We start from the raw sequence: 19,425 nt of genomic DNA on the forward strand, positions 1-19,425 counted from the left end.
CAGAAATTCATGTATTAGAAAAACGTTTAAATAAAATGCAAGATAAAATTTATTCTAATATTACACCTTTTCAACGAGTTCAAATTGCAAGGCTACGTAACCGGCCCACGACATTGGACTATATACCTTTATTGTTTACAAACTTTCTCGAACTTCATGGTGATCGATTATATGGTGATGATAAAGCAATGATAGGTGGTATTGCAAAATTTAAAGGGATGCCCGTTACGGTTATTGGTCATCAAAGAGGTAGAAATACAAAGGAAARTATAGAAAGAAATTTTGGAATGGCACATCCAGAAGGTTATAGAAAAGCGCTAAGACTTATGAAACAAGCTGATAAATTTAATCGCCCTATTATTACATTTATTGATACAATAGGCGCCTATCCAGGGAAAGGGTCTGAAGAACGYGGAATTTCTGAAGCGATAGCTCGAAATCTATTTGAAATGGCTACACTTAAAGTGCCAATTGTTTGTATTGTAATTGGAGAGGCATCAAGTGGTGGAGCTCTTGGCMTTAGTGTCGGTAACCATATCCATATGTTAGAGTATTCATGGTACTCGGTAATTTCGCCAGAAGGAGCAGCATCTATCCTATGGAAGGACGCTAAGTATGCTCCAGAAGCTGCYGAACATATGAAAATTTCAGCAAAAGATTTAAAACATTTAGGARTTATTGATGAAATCATTCCTGAAATTAAAGGTGGAGCACAAAATGATATAAAATCACAGGCAAAARTGATTGAATCTGTAATCGAATCATCTCTAAAAAAATTGATACTATTATCCTCGGAAGAGCTTATACAACAGCGRTATGAAAAGTATAGACAAATAGAGAATTATAAATGAAAATATTTAAAGTCTGTATTATATTTCGGAGGATTCCCACGAAAAAATTCTAAATATTTTGTAAGTAAACTCTTAAACTGGGATATATTATCAGCAAGATATTATTTTGTTAACTGTACGTTGGTACGGTACAACTTAATTTTTCGTAATTTAGTAGAAATGATGAGGAACCAGGATTATCCTACCATTATGCTAGAAATATATATGTTATATTTTCTTTTCCATTACCTTTGCACCAGAACCAAAAAATACGCTATTCTTTCTGTAGAATCATAGGAAAGGATGGCGTTTTTATATGTATCTATCAATTTCTGACGAATTACAATTATTTGCTGAAGAATTATATGAACATCTTACCCCTTCATTTTTGGAAAATCTCGCTAGAGAGCTAGGTTTTGTAAAGCGAAAACGTAAATTTTCAGGGTATGATTTAGCTACTATATGTGTCTGGATTAGTCAACGAGTAGCGAGTGATTCATTAGTCCGATTGTGTAGTCAGCTACATGCATCAACAGGAACTTTTATGAGTCCTGAAGGACTAAATAAGCGCTTTAATAAAAAGGCAGTGTTCTTTTTGAAACATATTTTCTCCACATTATTAAAAAATAAAGTTTGTGGAAAGTCAGCAATTCCAAGTGCTTCACTTACCTATTTTCAGCGAATTCGTATTTTAGATGCAACCATTTTTCACGTACCAAAACACTTGGCCAATGTATATCCTGGATCAGGTGGTTGTGCACAAACAGCGGGCATAAAAATCCAGTTAGAATATGATTTACATAGTGGTCAGTTTTTAAATTTCCAAGTGGAACCAGGGAAAAATAATGATAAAACCTTTGGAACAGAGTGTTTATCAACATTACGCCCTGGTGACCTATGTATCCGGGATTTAGGCTATTATTCACTGGATGATTTAGATCAAATGGATCAACGTGGTGTGTACTATATATCGCGACTCAAATTAAACAATAGGGTATATGTCAAAATGAATTTCCTGAATACTTTCGAAACGGAACAATAAAAAAACAATCTCAGTACATCAAGGTTGATTTAGAGCACATCATGGATACCTTAAAACCAGGACAGTCCTATGAAATAAAAGAAGCTTATATTGGAAAGGATAAAAAACTATTCACTCGGGTGATTATGTATCGATTAACAGAAAAACAACTTCGTAAGCGTATGAAAAAACAAGTGTACACAGAAAGTAAAAAAGGGATTACATATTCGGAAAAAAGCAAACGATTAGCTGGCATGAACCTATATGTTACCAATACACCTTGGGAGATTGGTCCGATGGAACAAATCCATAATTTTTACTCTCTCCGCTGGCAAATTGAAATCATTTTTAAAACTTGGAAATCCTTATTTCAAATTCATCATTGGCAACATATTAAACAAGAGCGATTAGAATGCCATGTTTATGGAAAACTCATTGCCATTTTTCTATGTTCTTCTACTATGTTTAAGATGCGACAATTAATTTTACAAAAGAAGAAACAAGAATTAAGTGAATATAAAGCAATTGGAATGATTCAAGATCACTTATCAAGTTTGTATCAAGCCATACAACAAAACATCCAAGAAATAACAAAGATCCTAATCAGCCTATTCCACCTCCTACAGAAGAACGGGAGAAAATCTCATCGATATGAGAAGAAGACTGTTTTTGATATTATGGGTGTTGTTTATGAGTATAATGGGTTGAAAAAACAAAAGAAAGTTGCATAATTTAAAAAAGGAAACCCGTTAGGGTTTATTTGGTATGCATATTATTAAGAGTATGCTTCTATTTTAGGAATGCTTTACCTCCACAAAATGAAAGTACACTTTGTTTTCATTTTTAAGTTGATGGGCATGCGGCTGAACCCCTATTTAACATCTATATCAATATTGAGAAATTTATTACAAAATTAGCTATAAATGATTCGAAATCCCAAAGTAAACTTTTAGCCAAAAGTTTACTTTGGTTTTATTTCAATCACTGTGTTTATAACGTTTCTTCGTATTTCGAATAAACATCCAAAAAAGTATACATTCAAAACACTGTTATTTTGGTTGTTATGAACAATTGCTACTTTTACATAAAAATCACTCGAACAGCTTAAGAATTATATTTACGTGTCCGATTAACTAAAATGATTTATCAAATCAAAAAAGAGAGTGAGGCAGATGAAAATAAAATTCAGAGTTGGTAAGTTGAAAGTGTATTTCGAGATTAACAGAGCTACATTTAAATTAATAGGCGAGTTAATAGTGAGGTCTCGCCAACTAAACGCGAACTTCGTATGCTAAGGAATTTCTAAGTTAAAAAACTGGGTTTTACCGTACGTTAACAAATTTCCATAAACGACATTTAATGTTTGTTATGGGATTTTGTTTTTAGTAATGAGTTTAAGAACTGGTTTTTGGCCGTATTTCTTTCAGATATCATCTTTTATTTATTATATATAGTTTGGAAAAATTACCATTTACACACAATCAGTATTAGTGTATTATTCATCTAGCACACTAATACTGAGGAGGGAAGAAATGGAAATTGAGTTTTCTCCTAATATCCCGATTTATATTCAGGTAATGGAATACATAAAAAAGGAAATTGTAACAGGTCGTTTAGCACCGGGTGATAAAATCCCAGCTGTACGTGAACTAGCCAGTGAATTACAAGTGAATCCCAATACGATTCAACGCACATTTCAAGAGTTAGAACGAGAAGGTATTGCTGTGACACGAAGAGGAACAGGGAGATTTGTAACGAGTGAAGGAGAAAAGATTACTGAACTACGCAAAGAAATGGCAACAGAGTTGCTTGATAATTTTATAAATGGAATGGACAATTTAGGATTTACGAACGAAGAAATTCTTTCAATCCTCCATTCTTCATTAGAAAAGAAAAGGAAGGAAAACGAATGACAGAGTTATTAAAAATTGAAAATCTGTGGAAAAGATATAACTTAAAAACAGTGCTTCAAGATTTAAGTGCAACAATTTCTGAAGGGAAAATTATTGGCCTTGTTGGTGATAATGGTAGCGGAAAAACGACATTATTAAAAATGATTGCTGGTTTGCGTTATCCTTCTAAAGGAACTATCACAATTGAAGGTCAGAAGGTTGGAATAGAAACAAAGAAAACTGTTTCATTTATGCCTGATAGTCCTGTTTTTGACGAGTGGATGACGATAAAAGATGCTGTAGTTTTCTATCGGGATTTTTATAGTGATTTTGATTTTCATCAAGCAATGGACTTAATAGCTGAGTTTAAAATGCCATTAGAAGAGCATATAGTTGCTTTATCAAAAGGTGGAGTGGAAAAATTACAACTTATCTTAACTTTCTCCAGGAAAGCAAAGTTATATATATTAGATGAGCCATTGGGTGGAATTGATCTTGTTTCTAGAAAACATGTACTAGATTTAATTCTTAAATTTTACCGAGAAGATTGTACCATTCTCATTTCAACTCATTTAATAGAAGAAATCGAAAATATATTTGATGAAGTAATCTTTTTAAAAGACGGAACTATTATATTACATGAAAACGTAGAGGAAATTCGTTTTCATCACGGGAAAGCAGTACATGAGTTGTTTAGGGAGGTGTTTGAGCAATGAACCCACTTTTTCTCTATTTATATAAGTGCAATAGAAAAAAAATAGCAGTCTTTTATTCTGTTTTTATTATTATTTCTTTACTTCTTTTATTTAGTACGATAGGACTCTCAAGGGTACTACCTCCGTTTATAAAGGATTTAGTATTACTCATATACCTAATAATAATTGGTATAGCTGCATTTTTACTTCTTCTAATAGCGCTGCCTTCTTTCAATAAAATATTAAAAAATTCTATGATTCGTTATACAGCCATCCCAACCCAAAAATATATATATACGAATTTATTATTTTTTACATTAATGTTTATTATTTTATTAGGTATAGGCTTAATTTTTTTATATTATTTTTCACAAAGTCTTTATGATGGAAAAGTAATTGGTTATAATCCCAGTCTTTATGGTGGGGAAGTAACCGTAGAATTTCGACAAGAATATCACAAGTTGTATAGTTACGGAATCTTCCAACACATATTTGCTTTTCTTTTATGGGGAATCGATTTCATGAGTATCCTTATTTCTTGTTATTTTATTATAGCCATTATAAGGCTGTTTCCAGTGAAGTCATGGATGAGTAAAATAATTTTATTCATCATTTTCGTTGCTATCTTTTCAACAATACAAACAATAGTAATGAATGTGTTAAGTAAATTAGAGAAATATGCAGTTACTATTAAAAGTTCTGGGTTCATGGATAAGAATGACTTTTTTGATACATCATTTTACCCTATTGAAGATTTCACTATTTTGGGTCTATGTTTTACTTGCTTGTTAATAATTGTACTCGTAGCGATTACAGGTCGCATTATCAATAAGAAATTAGAGATATAAAAATTCACTTTAAACGCAAAATACATTTTAGGAGGAAATAATGAAAACATCTAATCCAATATTAAAAAAAGACAAATTTCATAAAGAGAAGACAAATGATTCTACGATGACTATTGGCGGAACGATAGTAAAAACATTCATTTTGCTTATCTTACTTCTTGCAGCATCTGTCTATTCCTACGTACAGATGACACAAGGGACAATGAAAATACCCGTTTTAATTGGAATTATAATAGTTACTCTAATTGTCGCCTTTGTAGTTATATTCATTCCGCGCATATCTCCAATTTGCGCACCGATTTACGCAATATTACAAGGGGTTTTATTAGGAAGTATTTCAGCATATTATACAATGCGTTTTGGTGATTCTATCGCTTTAACTGCCGTATTACTAACAATTTCGATTTTATTTGCTATGTTAGTGTTATACGCAACTCGAATAGTAAAAGTAACTAAAAAGTTTCGTTCGGTTGTAACGGTTGCAACACTTGGAATTTTTATTATGTATTTTATTGTTTTCTTATTGAGCATCTTAGGGGTGACTGTTCCATATATTCATCAAGGTGGGACAATTAGTATTATCATAAGTGCAATTGTAATTGTTGTTGCTGCATTAGATTTATTACTAGATTTTGATTCAATTGAACATGGTACTCATAGTGGAGCACCAAAGTATATGGAATGGTACAGCGCAGTAGGGCTTATGATGACATTAGTATGGTTATACCTGGAGATCCTTCGTCTGGTTTCTTACATTATGAAAAACAAAGACTAGAAAACATCCTGCATGGTTCAAACATGCAGGATGTTTTTGTATTTCGTAGTATCAATTAGGTCACGTTAGTCAGTGGAGAATGTATGAAGATGCTTTACAACAACTTCAACTCATACCTATAACCTTTCAGCCGCTCTTTTCTATAATCTTCTTTCGACCACTACAAACAAATTAACAGTAAAAAACTGATTCCCCCTTAGCTTACAGGAAATCGGCTTTTTCTATGTGAAAAATTGCTTACCGTACGAAATTCGCGTTTTGTTGGTGCATCAATAGTAGAAATCATATTCAGTAAAGTTGATTTGCCACTTCCTGATGCTCCCATAATTCCTACGAATTMTCCTTTTTGTATTGTCAAATCAATATTGGAAAGAGCTTTATAAGATACTTTTCCTGTATTATAAATTTTACTTAAGTTACGGACTGTTAATATACTCATAGTTATTATCTCCTGTTCGTTTATTGGCTATATATAATTTAATCTAAAGTATTATAGTCCTCATATTGAATTGTCTTACATTTACCCTACAAGCATGTAAGAATTCTATCGTTTAAGAAAATTGTTTCAGAGGAGATTGAAGATCTAACTCAACATATTTACGTTGTATAACGCCTATTAAATTAAAGGAAGGAACCTATCATATTTCCTAATAGGTTCCTTTTTTTAATACAAAAATTTCAAATATATAGAGTCATGCTTCGAATCGTTTGCGTTTCCATAAAGATCTTATAAAGATAAATTTATTGTTTTATTTTAGCTTGATATTGATAAGATACTAGCATCCCATTTTTTTATTATTTAAATTAGAATAAATATCTACTGTCGTTTAATAGGCAATGCATAATAGCCAAAAGCTAAATCCAGCAAGGCACTTGCTTCTTGACGCAGTAACAAATCCTTCGGACGGAAGAGAAAGGATCCGTCAGCATTGATGGAAGTATCAGGGTCTAGAATTCCTTGAGAGGCAAGTGCTTGGATCGACTGAATTGCCCAGTCATCCGCAGCATCCAGTAATTTAACTTTAATAGCTTTGTCAGGTTGAATCGGTTTCAAGTCTTGAATTTGCTTAACGTTTTGAATCATGGTTGCTGCGACCTGTCGAGTAATCGGAGTAGCACGGTTATATTCTGGAAGTCCATTCATAATTTTTTCCCTTGCCTCCTTGGAATCGTCTGGAAAACCATTCCATCCATGAGCGAGTAACAACGTATCCGCAAACTCTCCTTGTGTCATGGTGTCCATCGGATTGAATAGATTACCTGTTTTAGCACCCATAATATTTAGAGCATGAAGATTATCAATGTGACTTTTATAGTTACTCTTTTGCGGAACGTCATCAAAAGGTAGTTTGTTGTTAATTTTCTGGGCATCTGCTACAAAATCAAGGCTTTTAGGAGAATTGTAGTGAAAATATGTGATTTCTCCAGCTGAATTCTTTTTGAAAGCAACTTTATTGCCTTCCGAATCTTCAAATAACAACGGATGAATCATTTTGAGAACTTGTTTTCCAGTTATTCCACCCTCCATGACTAAATTCCCATTTTCATAAGTAAAATGAGTGCGAATTGTAGCGAAACGCGTATTTTGGAATAAGCCCAAGTATTTATGAGCTTCTTTTTCCTCTAACGGGAGATAACTTGTTTTTACTTCATTCTTCTTAGCAGGGAAATAGTGATCCATGAGGGCTTCATATATGTCTATGCTCATTGTTGAATCATTATTGTAAGACATGAAGAATGCTGTTTTTTGTTCAGGCACTAAAATCAGCATTGATTGATGTCCTGGCATGCTTCCCCCTTTTATTAAAACGTGTTGGCCGTTAGCAAATTTATTAAAAGGCGTTTCAAATCCAATTGTCGCAACAGGAGTCATCTTATCATCATAAACTTGATAGTCATGCATCATATCCATGCTTTTTTTACTTACAATTTCTTTGTCTTTAAACTTCCCTTTCTGCAGTTGCATAATCATGTATTTTGGCATGTCTTCCGCAGTAGATAAAATGCTTCCTTGTGGTGTATCCCTTAAACCGCTCCCACTTGTTGGAATCGGATCGCCAGTGGGACCATAATGTGTAGCCATTCTTTCGAGAAGATCAGGTGTAAAGCTCATACTTGTAGATTTCATATCTAATGGTTTAAAAACATTCTTTTCCATATACTTCGAGAAAGGGGTGTTAGTAACATTCTCTACTGCAAACCCTGCGAGCGCAAATGAGACGTTGTCATACGTATAAACTTCTCCTGGTGGCCGTACAACAGTTGGCATATGTTCAGAGAAAAATTCTTTCATTGGTATACCGTTATCAATATATTCCGGTCCGGTTATATTTGTGAGATCGGGAAAATCTACTCCGCTAGTATAAGTGAGCATATCAAACAGAGTAAGAGGTTTCTCTGTTTTATTAGGTATTTTTAATCCACCAAGATATTTTTGTATGTCTTGATCTAGTTTAAGTTTTCCTTTATCGACTTGTTGCATCACAGCCAAAGCAGTAAAAGTTTTCGAGACTGAACCAATTTGAAAGACCGTGTCCTTAGTGACGGGGCTTTTCTTTTCTTTATCGGCATATCCATACCCTTTATTGACAACGACCTTTCCATCATGAACGACGACAAAACTAGAACCGTTCACATTGTATTCCTTCATTTTTTCTTCAAATAACGGATCAGCAAAAGATTCTATTTCTTTTTTATTATTAGGTCCTTTCATCATTTGGATATTAGTTGCGGATGTCGATGATTTTGATTTTCCTGCTTCTAACGATTGTTGGGAACACGCAGAAATCATGGTTGAAGAAGAAAGAAGAACTGCAACAATCCCCAGTTTGTTAATTGCTTGTTTCATTTTTGTACGCTCCTTTATTTGATTAGGATTTTTTGTTAGCACAACGAGTTAGCGGCTCGTTAGCGTATGAACAGAGTGTAGCAAGCGGCGAGTCATAGTCGATAGTGAACTTTTGTCATATTTATAAAAAAACAAAAATTGAGTGGGATACGGCTGTATTAATAGCTATGTCATTGAAACCATGACATTTTGACACTACCGCATGTGACAGAAAAAAACTTAGAATCAAAGAGCAGTTTTTAAAGTATTAACAATAAATGAGGAGGGAAGATTTTCATTGTGTATGACAAAAATATAGAGAGGCGTGAAAGGGGAAACAGGTATGACCTATTTATGAAAAACAAACCAGTAACAAGAGTGTTTCAAGGAAAAGAAGTACTTTCTAGGGTTAACATACAAGTGGAAAAAGAGGAATTTACCGTTTGTTAGGACACAATAGCATTTGTGAAAATAATACTAATTAAGATAATTGCAAATCCACTCTTGTCCATTTGTCTTTGGTTAAGATGAAAGTTGTATGACTAGTATAAAACAGCAAATAACTACCGATAAAATATGAATAGAGGAGAGGAATATCTTTATGAAAAAGCATTGTCAGATTACATCTACAGGTTTAGTCCTTTTAATGACTGGAAGTTCTCTGTTATATACAACACCAACCTCAATTGTAAAAGCAGAGCCCACTCAAAATGTATCTAATTCGTTACAAACAAGTACCCAACGAGATCGTACTTCTGTTAAGCAAGCTATGCGGGATACACTACAACTTGGATACCCTGGAATACTTTCTAAAATTTATAAGGGTGAAAAAACGTGGAGTTATGCCGCTGGTATAGCGGATCTGAGAACCAAGAAGCCAATGAAAACAGATTTTCGCTTTCGCATTGGTAGTACGACGAAGACATTCATTGCAACAGTGCTACTTCAATTAGCTGAAGAGAACCGCTTGAATCTAGACGACTCCATTGAAAAATGGTTACCTGGTGTCATTCAAGGAAACGGATATAATAGCAACCAGATTACTATCCGGCAGATATTGAATCATACAAGTGGAATTGCTGACTACATAAAGTCAACAGACTTTGATATGAAAGATACAAAAAAATCGTATACGGCTGAAGAATTTGTAAAGATGGGGATTTCTCTTCCCCCAGACTTTGCTCCAGGAAAGGGCTGGTCTTATTCAAACACAGGATACGTATTGCTGGGTATCCTTATTGAAAAAGTAACTGGAAACAGCTATGCGGAAGAGGTTGAAAATCGAATTATTGAACCGCTTGAATTGTCGAATACATTCCTACCTGGCAATTCAACGGTTATTCCAGGCACCAAGCATGCCCGTGGGTATGAAGGATATGACGGAGAAAGTGAGCTAAAAGACGTTACTTATTCTAACCCAGGTAGCTCGGATGGAGATATGATTTCTACTGCTGACGATTTAAACAAATTTTTCTCTTACTTACTCAGTGGCAAATTACTGAAGGAACAGCAGCTAAAACAAATGCTTACTACAGTTCCTACAGGAACAGAAGGGATCGATGGATATGGTCTTGGAATCTATGAAACTAAACTTCAAAAAGGTGTCTCGATATGGGGACACGCAGGCGGTGTTCCAGGGTTTTCTACTTTTTCTGGAGGCACGCTTGGAGGCAAGCATACATTGGCCATCAATTTGAATGGCCATAAAACTAGTCGTTCTGATCCTTTTAAAAATATTTTACTTGCTGAATTTAGCAAGTAGGTAAAAAGGAAAGTCAAGTGAATTTTGTTATAGCTTTTATAGTTAAAAATATACCTTTCTGGTTCAAAAAAACAACTTTTTTTAAAAGTTTTTTTGAAATTAAGGTGGTAAATGCTATTAAGCTAATAAAACAAAATTCTCCGTAACATGAAAAAACGTTATTCTTTCTCTAGAATCATAGGACAGGATAACGTTTTTTACATTTGGGGGTAAAACAATTTCTTAAGTGGATGGATGTGGGGTATTGCCACATCGCTATCAAGCTAAGACTTTTAATTACCCCCATAACGAAAAGTTTACTCCTCTACAGTTATTTATGAGATTTTGGTTCATTTTTTTTTGTTTTTTGAGAACAATTAACTTCTTAAGTTGATGGGTAGGTATGATTCCCCTATATAACAAAATAGGAACCTATCATATTTCCTAATAGGTTCCTTCTTTAAATGCAGAAATTTCAAATGTATCGGGTTATGCTTCGAATCGTTTCCATAAAGATATTATAAAGTTGAATTTCTTGTTATATTTTGGCCTAACGATAATGGGATACCATCATCTAATTTTTTTATGATTCAATTTAGGATGAATGTCTAGCAAGCAGTTAGTCATAGTAGATAGTGAACTTTTGTCACATTTATAAAGGACAACAAAAATTGAGTGGATAAGGCTGTATTGATAGTTATGTCATACAAACCATGACATTTTGACACTACCGTATGTGACAGAAAAATACTTAGAATTGAAAAAGTAGCTTTTAACGTATTAGCAATGAATGAGGAGGAGAAATTTTAATGACGAAAGCATCAGCTCAAAAAAATTTGCAAGATTTTTATTTCTTGTTATTTACCTTTGTATCCGGACTTTTTTACTTTTGTTTCTATCTGGTCAGCATTACATTTGCATTAGTAATGACGATTATCTTTTTGGGTATTCCCTTGTTGGCGTGGGTGCTGCAAACAACTCACACGTTTGTTCAGTATGAACGTATTCAGACGAAGGTTTATACAGATATATCGATAGAGTTATTCGAACCAAGAAAAAAAGAGGAGGGAGATAAATGGATTAAAGCGAGGGATATAACCCTTAATAATAGCAACTGGAGGGCTATTTTTTGGCTCATGCAGAAATTTTTTGTCGGAATAATGAGTCTTATATGTGCTGTTTTACTGTATGTAATGCCGCTAGTTTGTATCGTTACACCCTTACTTTTTCGATATTTTAATATATACTTATTGGGCATTGCTGTGAATTCATGGGAGACAGCAATTTTTGTCATGATTGTTGGTTTCATTCTCATCTGGATACATAATCTTATTGGAAACTGCTTAGTTCGAATGATTGGAATGTACACGCGTTCCATGTTTAAAGCTATAAAGGAGTGATAATTTGTTTAAGACTTTGAAACTATGGTTCTGGTACGATTGGGCCTTACTTTGTATACGTTTTATTATTTGGCTATCATTGATATCAACGACTATCCAACAACAAGATCATTTGACAGTACCACTTTGGATCATAATTCTTTGGGAAATCGTTTCATTTTCAGTACCTTGGATTTGTTTAATGTTCAGTTATCGCTATTATTTGTTTACTGAAATAATATTATTTGGCGGAGTGTGTTTCTATTTAACTTTATTATTTCCGTCAGCGTATCTTACTTTTTTAATGCCAACTTTTATGATTGCGGCAAATAGCGCTCATAAATCTTACCGCTGGTCGGGTCCTATCACAATTATTTTGTTCCCGTTGCTCATTGCGATATTTTCCAAAGTAACAGATTTATGGGTAATCATCCTACAACTCAGTTTAGCTTTTGCTATGGGCTCTTTCTTTCGTTTACTGGCTATTCATTACCGTCAAAGTGAAACTATTCGGAATCAGAAACATGTATTGGAACAATATGTATCCCAAGTTGAGCGGATTACATTACTTGAGGAACGTAATAGGCTCTCAAAAGACTTACACGATACGATGGGGCATTCCTATACCTCAATTATTATGGGGATGGAAACATTACGTATGGAATTAAAGTCTAAAGAAGGAGAGCAACAGCTCGATTCATTATTACAATTGGCCCGTAACAGTATGGAAGAAGTAAGACTGTATGTACATCAATTGGATTTATCACAAGAATCGCTTCCTTTAGCTGTCACATTACAACAATTGACAGAGGAATTTAAGAAACATGCAAAAGTAAATGTACGTACTCGAATAATAGGGGAAGAGTATATGGCCTCCAAACAATCAAAAATGACACTATATCGGAGCTTGCAGGAATCACTAACAAATGCTGTTCGCCATGGGCATTCCACAGAAATCATTGTGTCACTTCACTTTGAACCACAACAGATAAGATTGGATGTACAGGATAATGGCTGTGGGGTAGAAGAGTGGAAGGATGGCTTTGGATTAACTGCAATGAAAGAGCGTGTGAGTCAGTCGCAAGGAAGAGTCATTGTTTATTCCAAAAAGGGGGAAGGGACATTAATTTCATGTGTTTTACCGAAACAAGTACAACTGTCTAATGGACAAATCCGCCTGTGTATTGTCGATGATCATTCTTTTATCCGAGAAAGTCTTCATACAATTTTGGATGGACAGGAGGATTTACAAGTAGTGGGAATGGCTGAAGATGGAGAACGGGCTTTGGAATTGTGTGAGAGACTAAAACCAGATGTAGTATTAATGGATTTAGAGATGCCAAATCTGGATGGGGTTCATGCGACTAAAATGATTAAGGAAAAATGGCCGGACATTCGTGTACTCATTCTGTCAACCTTTCAGAATACAGAAAGGGCAAAAGAAATCATACGAAATGGTGCGGATGGATATGTATTGAAATCCATAGATTCGCGTGAACTAGCTGAATCAATTCGTCTAGTCTATCGGGGAGGCACGATGATTAATCATGGCTTGTTCCATAAAATGTGGGAAGAAAATGAAGAAACAGGATCATTTGAATCACGATCAGATGGAAAAGAGTATGGATTAACGAAACGAGAACTAGAGATTTTGGAACTATTATCACAAGGCAGCCGTTATAAAACAATAGCTTCCACGCTTTACTTATCAAACGGAACGGTAAGAAATTACGCCTCCAATCTCTATGAGAAGCTAGGAGTCAAAAATCGAGAAGAAGCCGTGCAAAAGGCAAAAGACAAAGGATTACTTTTGTAAGCTGGAATGTAGTCAACAGCTAGGGTATGTGAACAATTCTATATTTAAATCATATTGGAATGGTGCTAAAGATAATCCAAAATTGAAGTTTCCAAATAGGCCTGCGTACCCAGCCTGAAGATAATTATCCCATTGTTGGATTTCATAATCCGATATGGGGTCTCATTGGATAGACTAGACAATCAAACGTTTACTTTTTCGCTTACATTCTCACTGATATTTTTTATATGTAGTATTGTTTTTTTGTCATTTGGAGTAGGTAATACAAAAGAGTGCCAATTGCATTCAATATGAGGAAGATAACAGGTTAATATATTTCTAATCATTTAAAGTGAAGGGTATGTGATTGAGACGAATAATACATATAATGAAAAGACACATACATCGATTAAACAATTATTTAACAAGTTTTCAGCAAAAGCTTCTGGTTTTGCATATATCGCTAGTTTCAATAGCGGAGTAACTTATAAAGGTGCAGTTGGCTTAGCTTTTATAGAGAAAAATCTACCCTTAACTACCAAAAACGTTTTTAATATTGCCTCAGTTTCTAAACAATTTACAGCGTTTTCTATATTACTCTTAGAACAAGAGGGGAAATTGAATTTAGATGATTCAATTGTAAAGTTTGTCCCCTCTATAGGAGCATATGCTGAACCTGTAACATTGAGACACCTAATTCATCACACGGGTGGACTAGTTGATTATTAAGAGATTGTAAGATAAGCTCATTTCATTAAATAGCGTCACAACACATCACTATCAGGCTAATATTTTGGAGTATCCCAAAAATGAAAGTTTTATCTTTCTATAGTTGTCTACAAAAATTCATTTCATTTTTTCATTTTGGGAAACAAGGAATTTCTTAAGTTGATGGGCATGTGACGGTACCCCTATGAGAAATCCTACTTTTTATCTGGTTGTAAGAATCTTGGAGTTTTTGCACCAGAATAGTATTATGTATATCGAGAAAAAATAAAAGACAACTCTAATTAAGAGTTGTCTTTTGTGTAATAAAATTCACAAAATCTGAAGATATACAAACGAATATAATACGTTATGGTTGATACTATAACAAAACCGAAGAGTATTGAGAATAAAAAGAATGGTGTAATGATTTTTTAAGGTTTTAGTTAAAAAAGCCTCGAAAATAAACCTTTTATAAAGCTTTCCTTTAAATATGATTATTGTATTTCGAGGGGTTCATTGTAAATCTTAGCTATATATTTTACAAAATCAATGACGGGATAGTGTATGAGTGAACGGTGCTGCGTAAAACGAACCCCTGCTTTTTCCATTTTCGAAATGAGTTGTTCAACTTCCAACTCTTTTTGTTGTATTCTATTATAATTTTGATATACAATGTTTTTCCATTGATAGGAAGAGCCGTGAAAATAACTCTCTCCTTTTACCATGTGACTAAATATAATTTCTATTTTTTCTCTACGTTGTTTTTCCTTCATATGTGCTTCCGTTGACTGCATGCTTATCGCCTCTTTCCTTTGTGCTGTATACCGTTTCACAAAATTTGGTCTAACTCATCCATAGCCAATGTACATTGATCTTGTTTGGAATTGTCGTTTAAGGCTATCTCATCAACTGTATTTTTTTCAAGCGCTTAACCTAATATATTGGATTATAATCTTACGTCTAAATAAGCTGATAGTGTGTATAAAACACTATCAAACTTTATTATAAAACGATTCTTTATAGGCATGCACCTTTTTACACTCACCAAGATTTACAACATGTCGAGAATCTTCATCCATGAATGTTATTCTGTATTTACTGAGGTTAGTTTTTTTATTTAGGCTAACTAACATATTGTATGCCTCAGTATCTATTTTATAAAAAAGAAAATATATGTAACGGTCCCACTTTTGATATAAAAAATCCTATAAAAATATAGCGCTCTTAAAGTGTTTTGTTACAAATTTGTTATGTTTTACTTAAAAAAAGGAAAGTAATATTTATTTGTAGAAAATTTTTAAGGATAACAATAGGTTGAATATCCATGGTAAGAAAAGGGGGCACTTATATGCTAACAAATGATTTAGATTTCCGATTAGAACCACGTTTAAAAGAACTGTATGAACAACATAAAATAAGAGCGCAGAAGATAGACTGGGGTTATCATGAGTTTTTACCATGGGATAAGGGAATGGACTTTAAAAGAGTTCCTTGGGATGAAAGTCAAGTTACTCTCCCTTCTGGTGTAATTACGGCCATTGAAACAGCTTTATTAACAGAAGTGAATTTACCATGGTTTACAACGTATTTATCTGCGACTTTTAAAGGTTCCCTTTCTGTTATTACAGACTTTATTCATACTTGGACCTCAGAAGAGGATCAACATTCGAATTTATTAGAGACATATTTACTACTCACTCGAAGTGTAAACCCTAAACGTATACATGAATTAAGAAAATCAGTCGTTGAGTGTGGATTTGAGCCTGATTTTCATACACCAATCGAAGCCATGACGTATACGACGCTACAAGAACTTGCAACAATGGTGTTTTACAATAATGTAGCTAAGGTGGCAAGTAAGCATGATCCAGATCTTGCYACATTATTACGCCGTCTTGCAAAAGATGAAACACTTCATTATGCGTTTTATCGAGACGTTATTCGAACACATTTAGAATTGGAACCAAATTATTGCTAYCATATTGCYAATGTGATTAGRAATTTTAAAATGCCAGGTGCCGTCATGCCTGATTTTGAAAATAGAATGGCTGTGATTGCAAAAGAAGCAAACTATGGGCCACTACAATATTTTGATCAAGTACTTGATGTAGTGGTTGAGTATTGGGGGTTAAAAGACTTACGACCAATTGCAACTTTAGCTGAAAAAGCAAGAATTGAGATTTTGGAATACCACACAAGATTGAAAAAAATACGGGATCGATTTGGTCGTTTTCAAGGGAAAGCTGATCTACGTTAATGAGTAGAGATTTCAGAATATAAGCGGGGAAATTCCCCCGCCCTTTATGGGAAATCTGACACACCCCCTATTGTTTTGGGGGTGTTTTTTACTTAATTTAATTTTTGCTAAAAAAGTTGTTGACGATAAAAATGATTTTATGATATTATAAAATATTTGATAAAAAATCACATATATGTTAAGGTTAAGGAGGTTACCATATATGGAGGTGGATTATATGTTTCAAATTGGCGATAACATTGTTTATCCAATGCACGGAGCAGGTATAATTGAAGCCATAGAAGAAAAAGAATTCTCAGGAAAAAAACAACAGTATTATGTTATAAAAATGTCAATCAGTAATATGCAAGTCATGATTCCTATGGGTAAAATACTAAGTTCGAGTATACGCCCAGTTACTGATATACTTGCATTAAAACACATTATACACATTTTTCAGCATGGAGAATCAGATAAATTATTGCCGTGGAAACAAAGGTATAAAGTGAACACGGACAAAATAAAAACGGGTGAAATACAAGAAGGTGCTGAAGTTGTACGTGATTTAATGCGTATGAAGAAAGAAAAGGCACTTAATACAAGCGAAAAAAAAATGTTGGATAACGCACATGAATTTTTGATTAGTGAACTAGGATTAATTAAAGGGATCACTGAAAATCAAATAAAAAGTTTCTGTTAAGGTTCATTATAGATAATGTATTACATCCCCCGAAAATATCCTGAATTTTTCGGGAATATGATTATTATTAAAAGTAAATCATTTCAAAGACATTCAACTTCTTCAACTCACTTTTAGAGTAGGAACCTCTTTTGTTATTACTTCAATCTAATCCATTTTTATTTTACGAACATTCGAAGTTTCATCAAATAACTCGATTAAATAGTCACTTGATTTTTGCAATCCTGATTCACACTGGCACGGACAAGGAGCCGTAAGGATGAAAGAGAGGTAGGGCTTTCATTGTTTTAGGTAATATACTATCTAAGTCATTATTTCTAGAAGAAAGAACAATCAATTTCACCGCCATCTTTAAGAGTTCCTTACATCTACTGAGACAGTGAATAGTAATTGTTTATCTTCTTTACGTAAAATTGATAAACGAACTGGTAACACCATATGGTAAACTACAAAAAATGGTTTCCAGACCAAGAAACCATTTTTTATTTTATTTACATAACAATAGTAAATTAAGCAGTAAGAAGGAGTCCACACATGAAAAAAATGTTAACAAAAGAATTAAGTAATGCATTAAAGAAGCGAGAAGGGATTATTTCTATTACAGTTGAGCCTTATGAAAAAATTGAAGTTGGTGGAATTCGTGTAGATGGACCAGCTATTATTCTAATTAATCAAGAATAGGTAAAAATAGTTGCATGCAAGGAGTAAAGGATCAGCCTTTAAGAAAAGGGGGATCCTTTTTGCTTGCTGCAGCTAATATGGGATATACATAACTTTTATCTGATGTGTTGGGGTTAAAAGGAAGGAGGGGGTCGGGATTATCATGGTGGAAAGCTTAATATTGGTAGGATTTCTTTTTACGTTATATAAATTAGTTGATAAAAAACAAACTAATTATTTTAAACGACAGATTGTTTCCTTTTTAAGGGCAAGATTTATCTTAGAGTGAAATGGATCATTTAAAGGAGGAATTAAAATGGATGCAAGGAAAGAACGCATAAAATACGAGAAGATGACAAAGAATTATGATCGTATTTATTTAGTTTCGTTTATCCTATTAATTGTACTTGTTTGTAGCAGTGTGATTATTATAGGAGCTACAGGGGGAAAATATGGAGTGTTTTTATTGTTAGCAATTTTACTTAACGCACGTATTACGAAAGAATCTCAAAAAAAGTATGAGCACTATTCTAATAAAGGACGTATTTAAAATGATACATATCCAGAAAGGAACAACCTAGATGTACATTCAAAATATCGCTTTATCATCTCCTATTAACTAGTAAAAGTAACTTTATATAAATCATTTTTTTAGCAATGTAGAAATAGAAACCGTACCCTATTAAAATGTTATTTCCGTTCCTATAATGAATTATCCTTCTAGCATATTTATAAGATTTATATCATATATTAGGAGAAAGAATGCAAGTTAGAAAGGAGTCTTATAGAATGAGTTATTTGGAGGGAAATGACTTTAGTAAACAAAATATGGTAAGTTTGCTTAATCCCTACGTATATCAGACATTACAATCAGTAATTGGTAAACATGTGGTTATTGAAACTGTAAGAGGAAATATAAGAGGTAAATGAAAGGATGTGAAACCCGATCATTTGCTCATTGAAGATACGGTTCCATATATTGTACGCATTCAACAAATTGTATGGATTATGCCAAAACAATAATCAAATTACATGTAATTTGATTTATAACAGATTAGCGTCATAGACCACCAAATAAAAACACAGGGTTTTATCTCTGTGTTTCTTCAAATTTTCGCTTTTGGATATATGCTTGAGCATGGATAATTTCTTTCTGAAGTTCTTTTARTTCTTCCGTAGATCCAGATTCAATCCTCATGTACGTAGTAACTAGACTAATCATCATATCCATCTTCTCTACTATATTTTGAATGACCTGTTCAGATTGCTCTTTTTTAGGGTGTTGTATTGCTATTAAAGCATTTTCTATATAATTGTT

Annotated in this window: 15 protein-coding genes and 4 pseudogenes; 15 read left to right on the forward strand and 4 right to left on the reverse strand. The window is 33.6% G+C overall.

The genetic code is table 11. The features are described from left to right. From AC1DMU_RS28985 to AC1DMU_RS29010, 6 genes and pseudogenes are all read left to right on the forward strand, one after another. Window positions 1-851 (forward strand): acetyl-CoA carboxylase carboxyltransferase subunit alpha (locus tag AC1DMU_RS28985; protein ID WP_476941686.1); only part of this gene is annotated, 851 nt, incomplete at its 5' end. Window positions 852-1,146: 295 nt separating this feature from the next. After that, window positions 1,147-2,582 (forward strand): annotated as a pseudogene (locus tag AC1DMU_RS28990) (IS4 family transposase). A gap of 801 nt (window positions 2,583-3,383) precedes the next feature. Further along, entirely contained in the window at window positions 3,384-3,764 is a 381-nt protein-coding gene (locus AC1DMU_RS28995; RefSeq protein ID WP_088063499.1) for a GntR family transcriptional regulator, read from the forward strand. Then, window positions 3,761-4,459: an ABC transporter ATP-binding protein gene (locus AC1DMU_RS29000; RefSeq protein WP_000137759.1), complete on the forward strand. Its 699-nt coding sequence runs from the start codon at window positions 3,761-3,763 to the stop codon at window positions 4,457-4,459. The genes AC1DMU_RS28995 and AC1DMU_RS29000 overlap by 4 nt, the downstream gene beginning before the upstream one ends. Further along, window positions 4,456-5,286 carry an ABC transporter permease gene (locus AC1DMU_RS29005; protein WP_476941687.1) on the forward strand — a complete coding sequence of 277 codons (831 nt, stop codon included), beginning with the start codon at window positions 4,456-4,458 and terminating at the stop codon, window positions 5,284-5,286. The genes AC1DMU_RS29000 and AC1DMU_RS29005 overlap by 4 nt, the downstream gene beginning before the upstream one ends. A gap of 40 nt (window positions 5,287-5,326) precedes the next feature. Continuing rightward, on the forward strand, window positions 5,327-6,061 hold the full coding sequence (locus tag AC1DMU_RS29010; RefSeq protein ID WP_088063501.1) for a Bax inhibitor-1/YccA family protein: 735 nt from the start codon (window positions 5,327-5,329) through the stop codon (window positions 6,059-6,061). A gap of 250 nt (window positions 6,062-6,311) precedes the next feature. Here the strand turns inward: AC1DMU_RS29010 and AC1DMU_RS29015 are convergent. After that, window positions 6,312-6,500 (reverse strand): annotated as a pseudogene (locus AC1DMU_RS29015) (ATP-binding cassette domain-containing protein); the annotation flags it as partial. Window positions 6,501-6,878: 378 nt separating this feature from the next. Beyond that, window positions 6,879-8,909, reverse strand: coding sequence for a serine hydrolase (locus tag AC1DMU_RS29020; RefSeq protein ID WP_476941688.1), 2,031 nt, complete (start codon window positions 8,907-8,909; stop codon window positions 6,879-6,881). A 580-nt stretch (window positions 8,910-9,489) separates the two neighbouring features. Between AC1DMU_RS29020 and AC1DMU_RS29025 the strand changes: the two genes are divergently transcribed. The 4 genes and pseudogenes from AC1DMU_RS29025 to AC1DMU_RS29040 form a co-directional block, all read left to right on the forward strand. Then, complete coding sequence (locus AC1DMU_RS29025; RefSeq protein ID WP_215559240.1) at window positions 9,490-10,650, forward strand: serine hydrolase domain-containing protein; 1,161 nt, start codon at window positions 9,490-9,492, stop codon at window positions 10,648-10,650. A 788-nt stretch (window positions 10,651-11,438) separates the two neighbouring features. Next, window positions 11,439-12,029 carry a sensor domain-containing protein gene (locus AC1DMU_RS29030; protein ID WP_088063504.1) on the forward strand — a complete coding sequence of 197 codons (591 nt, stop codon included), beginning with the start codon at window positions 11,439-11,441 and terminating at the stop codon, window positions 12,027-12,029. 4 nt (window positions 12,030-12,033) lie between these two features. Next, window positions 12,034-13,824 (forward strand): helix-turn-helix transcriptional regulator, encoded by a 1,791-nt coding sequence (locus AC1DMU_RS29035; protein ID WP_215559239.1) that lies wholly within the window; start codon window positions 12,034-12,036, stop codon window positions 13,822-13,824. A gap of 342 nt (window positions 13,825-14,166) precedes the next feature. Further along, window positions 14,167-14,529: pseudogene (locus AC1DMU_RS29040) on the forward strand (serine hydrolase domain-containing protein); the annotation flags it as partial. A 476-nt stretch (window positions 14,530-15,005) separates the two neighbouring features. Here AC1DMU_RS29040 and AC1DMU_RS29045 read toward each other — a convergent pair. Then, on the reverse strand, window positions 15,006-15,305 hold the full coding sequence (locus AC1DMU_RS29045) for a hypothetical protein (RefSeq protein ID WP_048563549.1): 300 nt from the start codon (window positions 15,303-15,305) through the stop codon (window positions 15,006-15,008). Window positions 15,306-15,859: 554 nt separating this feature from the next. Between AC1DMU_RS29045 and AC1DMU_RS29050 the strand changes: the two genes are divergently transcribed. The 5 genes and pseudogenes from AC1DMU_RS29050 to AC1DMU_RS29070 all read left to right on the forward strand — a co-directional run bounded on the left by AC1DMU_RS29050 (window position 15,860) and on the right by AC1DMU_RS29070 (window position 19,130). Next, window positions 15,860-16,768, forward strand: a complete 909-nt coding sequence (locus AC1DMU_RS29050) for an acyl-ACP desaturase (protein WP_476941689.1) — start codon at window positions 15,860-15,862, stop codon at window positions 16,766-16,768. A 217-nt stretch (window positions 16,769-16,985) separates the two neighbouring features. Next, entirely contained in the window at window positions 16,986-17,447 is a 462-nt protein-coding gene (locus AC1DMU_RS29055; RefSeq protein WP_016079014.1) for a CarD family transcriptional regulator, read from the forward strand. A gap of 534 nt (window positions 17,448-17,981) precedes the next feature. After that, window positions 17,982-18,128 carry a BC1881 family protein gene (locus AC1DMU_RS29060; RefSeq protein ID WP_215559237.1) on the forward strand — a complete coding sequence of 49 codons (147 nt, stop codon included), beginning with the start codon at window positions 17,982-17,984 and terminating at the stop codon, window positions 18,126-18,128. A gap of 295 nt (window positions 18,129-18,423) precedes the next feature. Continuing rightward, the gene (locus AC1DMU_RS29065; protein ID WP_215559236.1) at window positions 18,424-18,657 is read left to right on the forward strand and encodes a hypothetical protein; all 234 of its coding nucleotides are present in this window, start codon (window positions 18,424-18,426) and stop codon (window positions 18,655-18,657) included. 239 nt (window positions 18,658-18,896) lie between these two features. Then, window positions 18,897-19,130: pseudogene (locus AC1DMU_RS29070) on the forward strand (YuzF family protein). A gap of 67 nt (window positions 19,131-19,197) precedes the next feature. Here AC1DMU_RS29070 and AC1DMU_RS29075 read toward each other — a convergent pair. Further along, a partial coding sequence (locus tag AC1DMU_RS29075; RefSeq protein WP_476941690.1) for a hypothetical protein occupies window positions 19,198-19,425 on the reverse strand: 228 nt, incomplete at its 5' end.

It is taken from the genome of Bacillus sp. 01N45 (assembly GCF_056399205.1).

Bases quoted from the DNA above. Each gene is read 5' to 3' on its own strand.
- AC1DMU_RS29020 (WP_476941688.1), bottom strand. From the start codon at position 8,909: ATGAAACAAGCAATTAACAAACTGGGGATTGTTGCAGTTCTTCTTTCT.
- AC1DMU_RS29010 (WP_088063501.1), top strand. From the start codon at position 5,327: ATGAAAACATCTAATCCAATATTAAAAAAAGACAAATTTCATAAAGAG.
- AC1DMU_RS29060 (WP_215559237.1), top strand. From the start codon at position 17,982: ATGAAAAAAATGTTAACAAAAGAATTAAGTAATGCATTAAAGAAGCGA.
- AC1DMU_RS29055 (WP_016079014.1), top strand. From the start codon at position 16,986: ATGTTTCAAATTGGCGATAACATTGTTTATCCAATGCACGGAGCAGGT.
- AC1DMU_RS29025 (WP_215559240.1), top strand. From the start codon at position 9,490: ATGAAAAAGCATTGTCAGATTACATCTACAGGTTTAGTCCTTTTAATG.
- AC1DMU_RS29030 (WP_088063504.1), top strand. From the start codon at position 11,439: ATGACGAAAGCATCAGCTCAAAAAAATTTGCAAGATTTTTATTTCTTG.
- AC1DMU_RS29065 (WP_215559236.1), top strand. From the start codon at position 18,424: ATGGATGCAAGGAAAGAACGCATAAAATACGAGAAGATGACAAAGAAT.
- AC1DMU_RS29005 (WP_476941687.1), top strand. From the start codon at position 4,456: ATGAACCCACTTTTTCTCTATTTATATAAGTGCAATAGAAAAAAAATA.
- AC1DMU_RS29045 (WP_048563549.1), bottom strand. From the start codon at position 15,305: ATGCAGTCAACGGAAGCACATATGAAGGAAAAACAACGTAGAGAAAAA.
- AC1DMU_RS28995 (WP_088063499.1), top strand. From the start codon at position 3,384: ATGGAAATTGAGTTTTCTCCTAATATCCCGATTTATATTCAGGTAATG.
- AC1DMU_RS29000 (WP_000137759.1), top strand. From the start codon at position 3,761: ATGACAGAGTTATTAAAAATTGAAAATCTGTGGAAAAGATATAACTTA.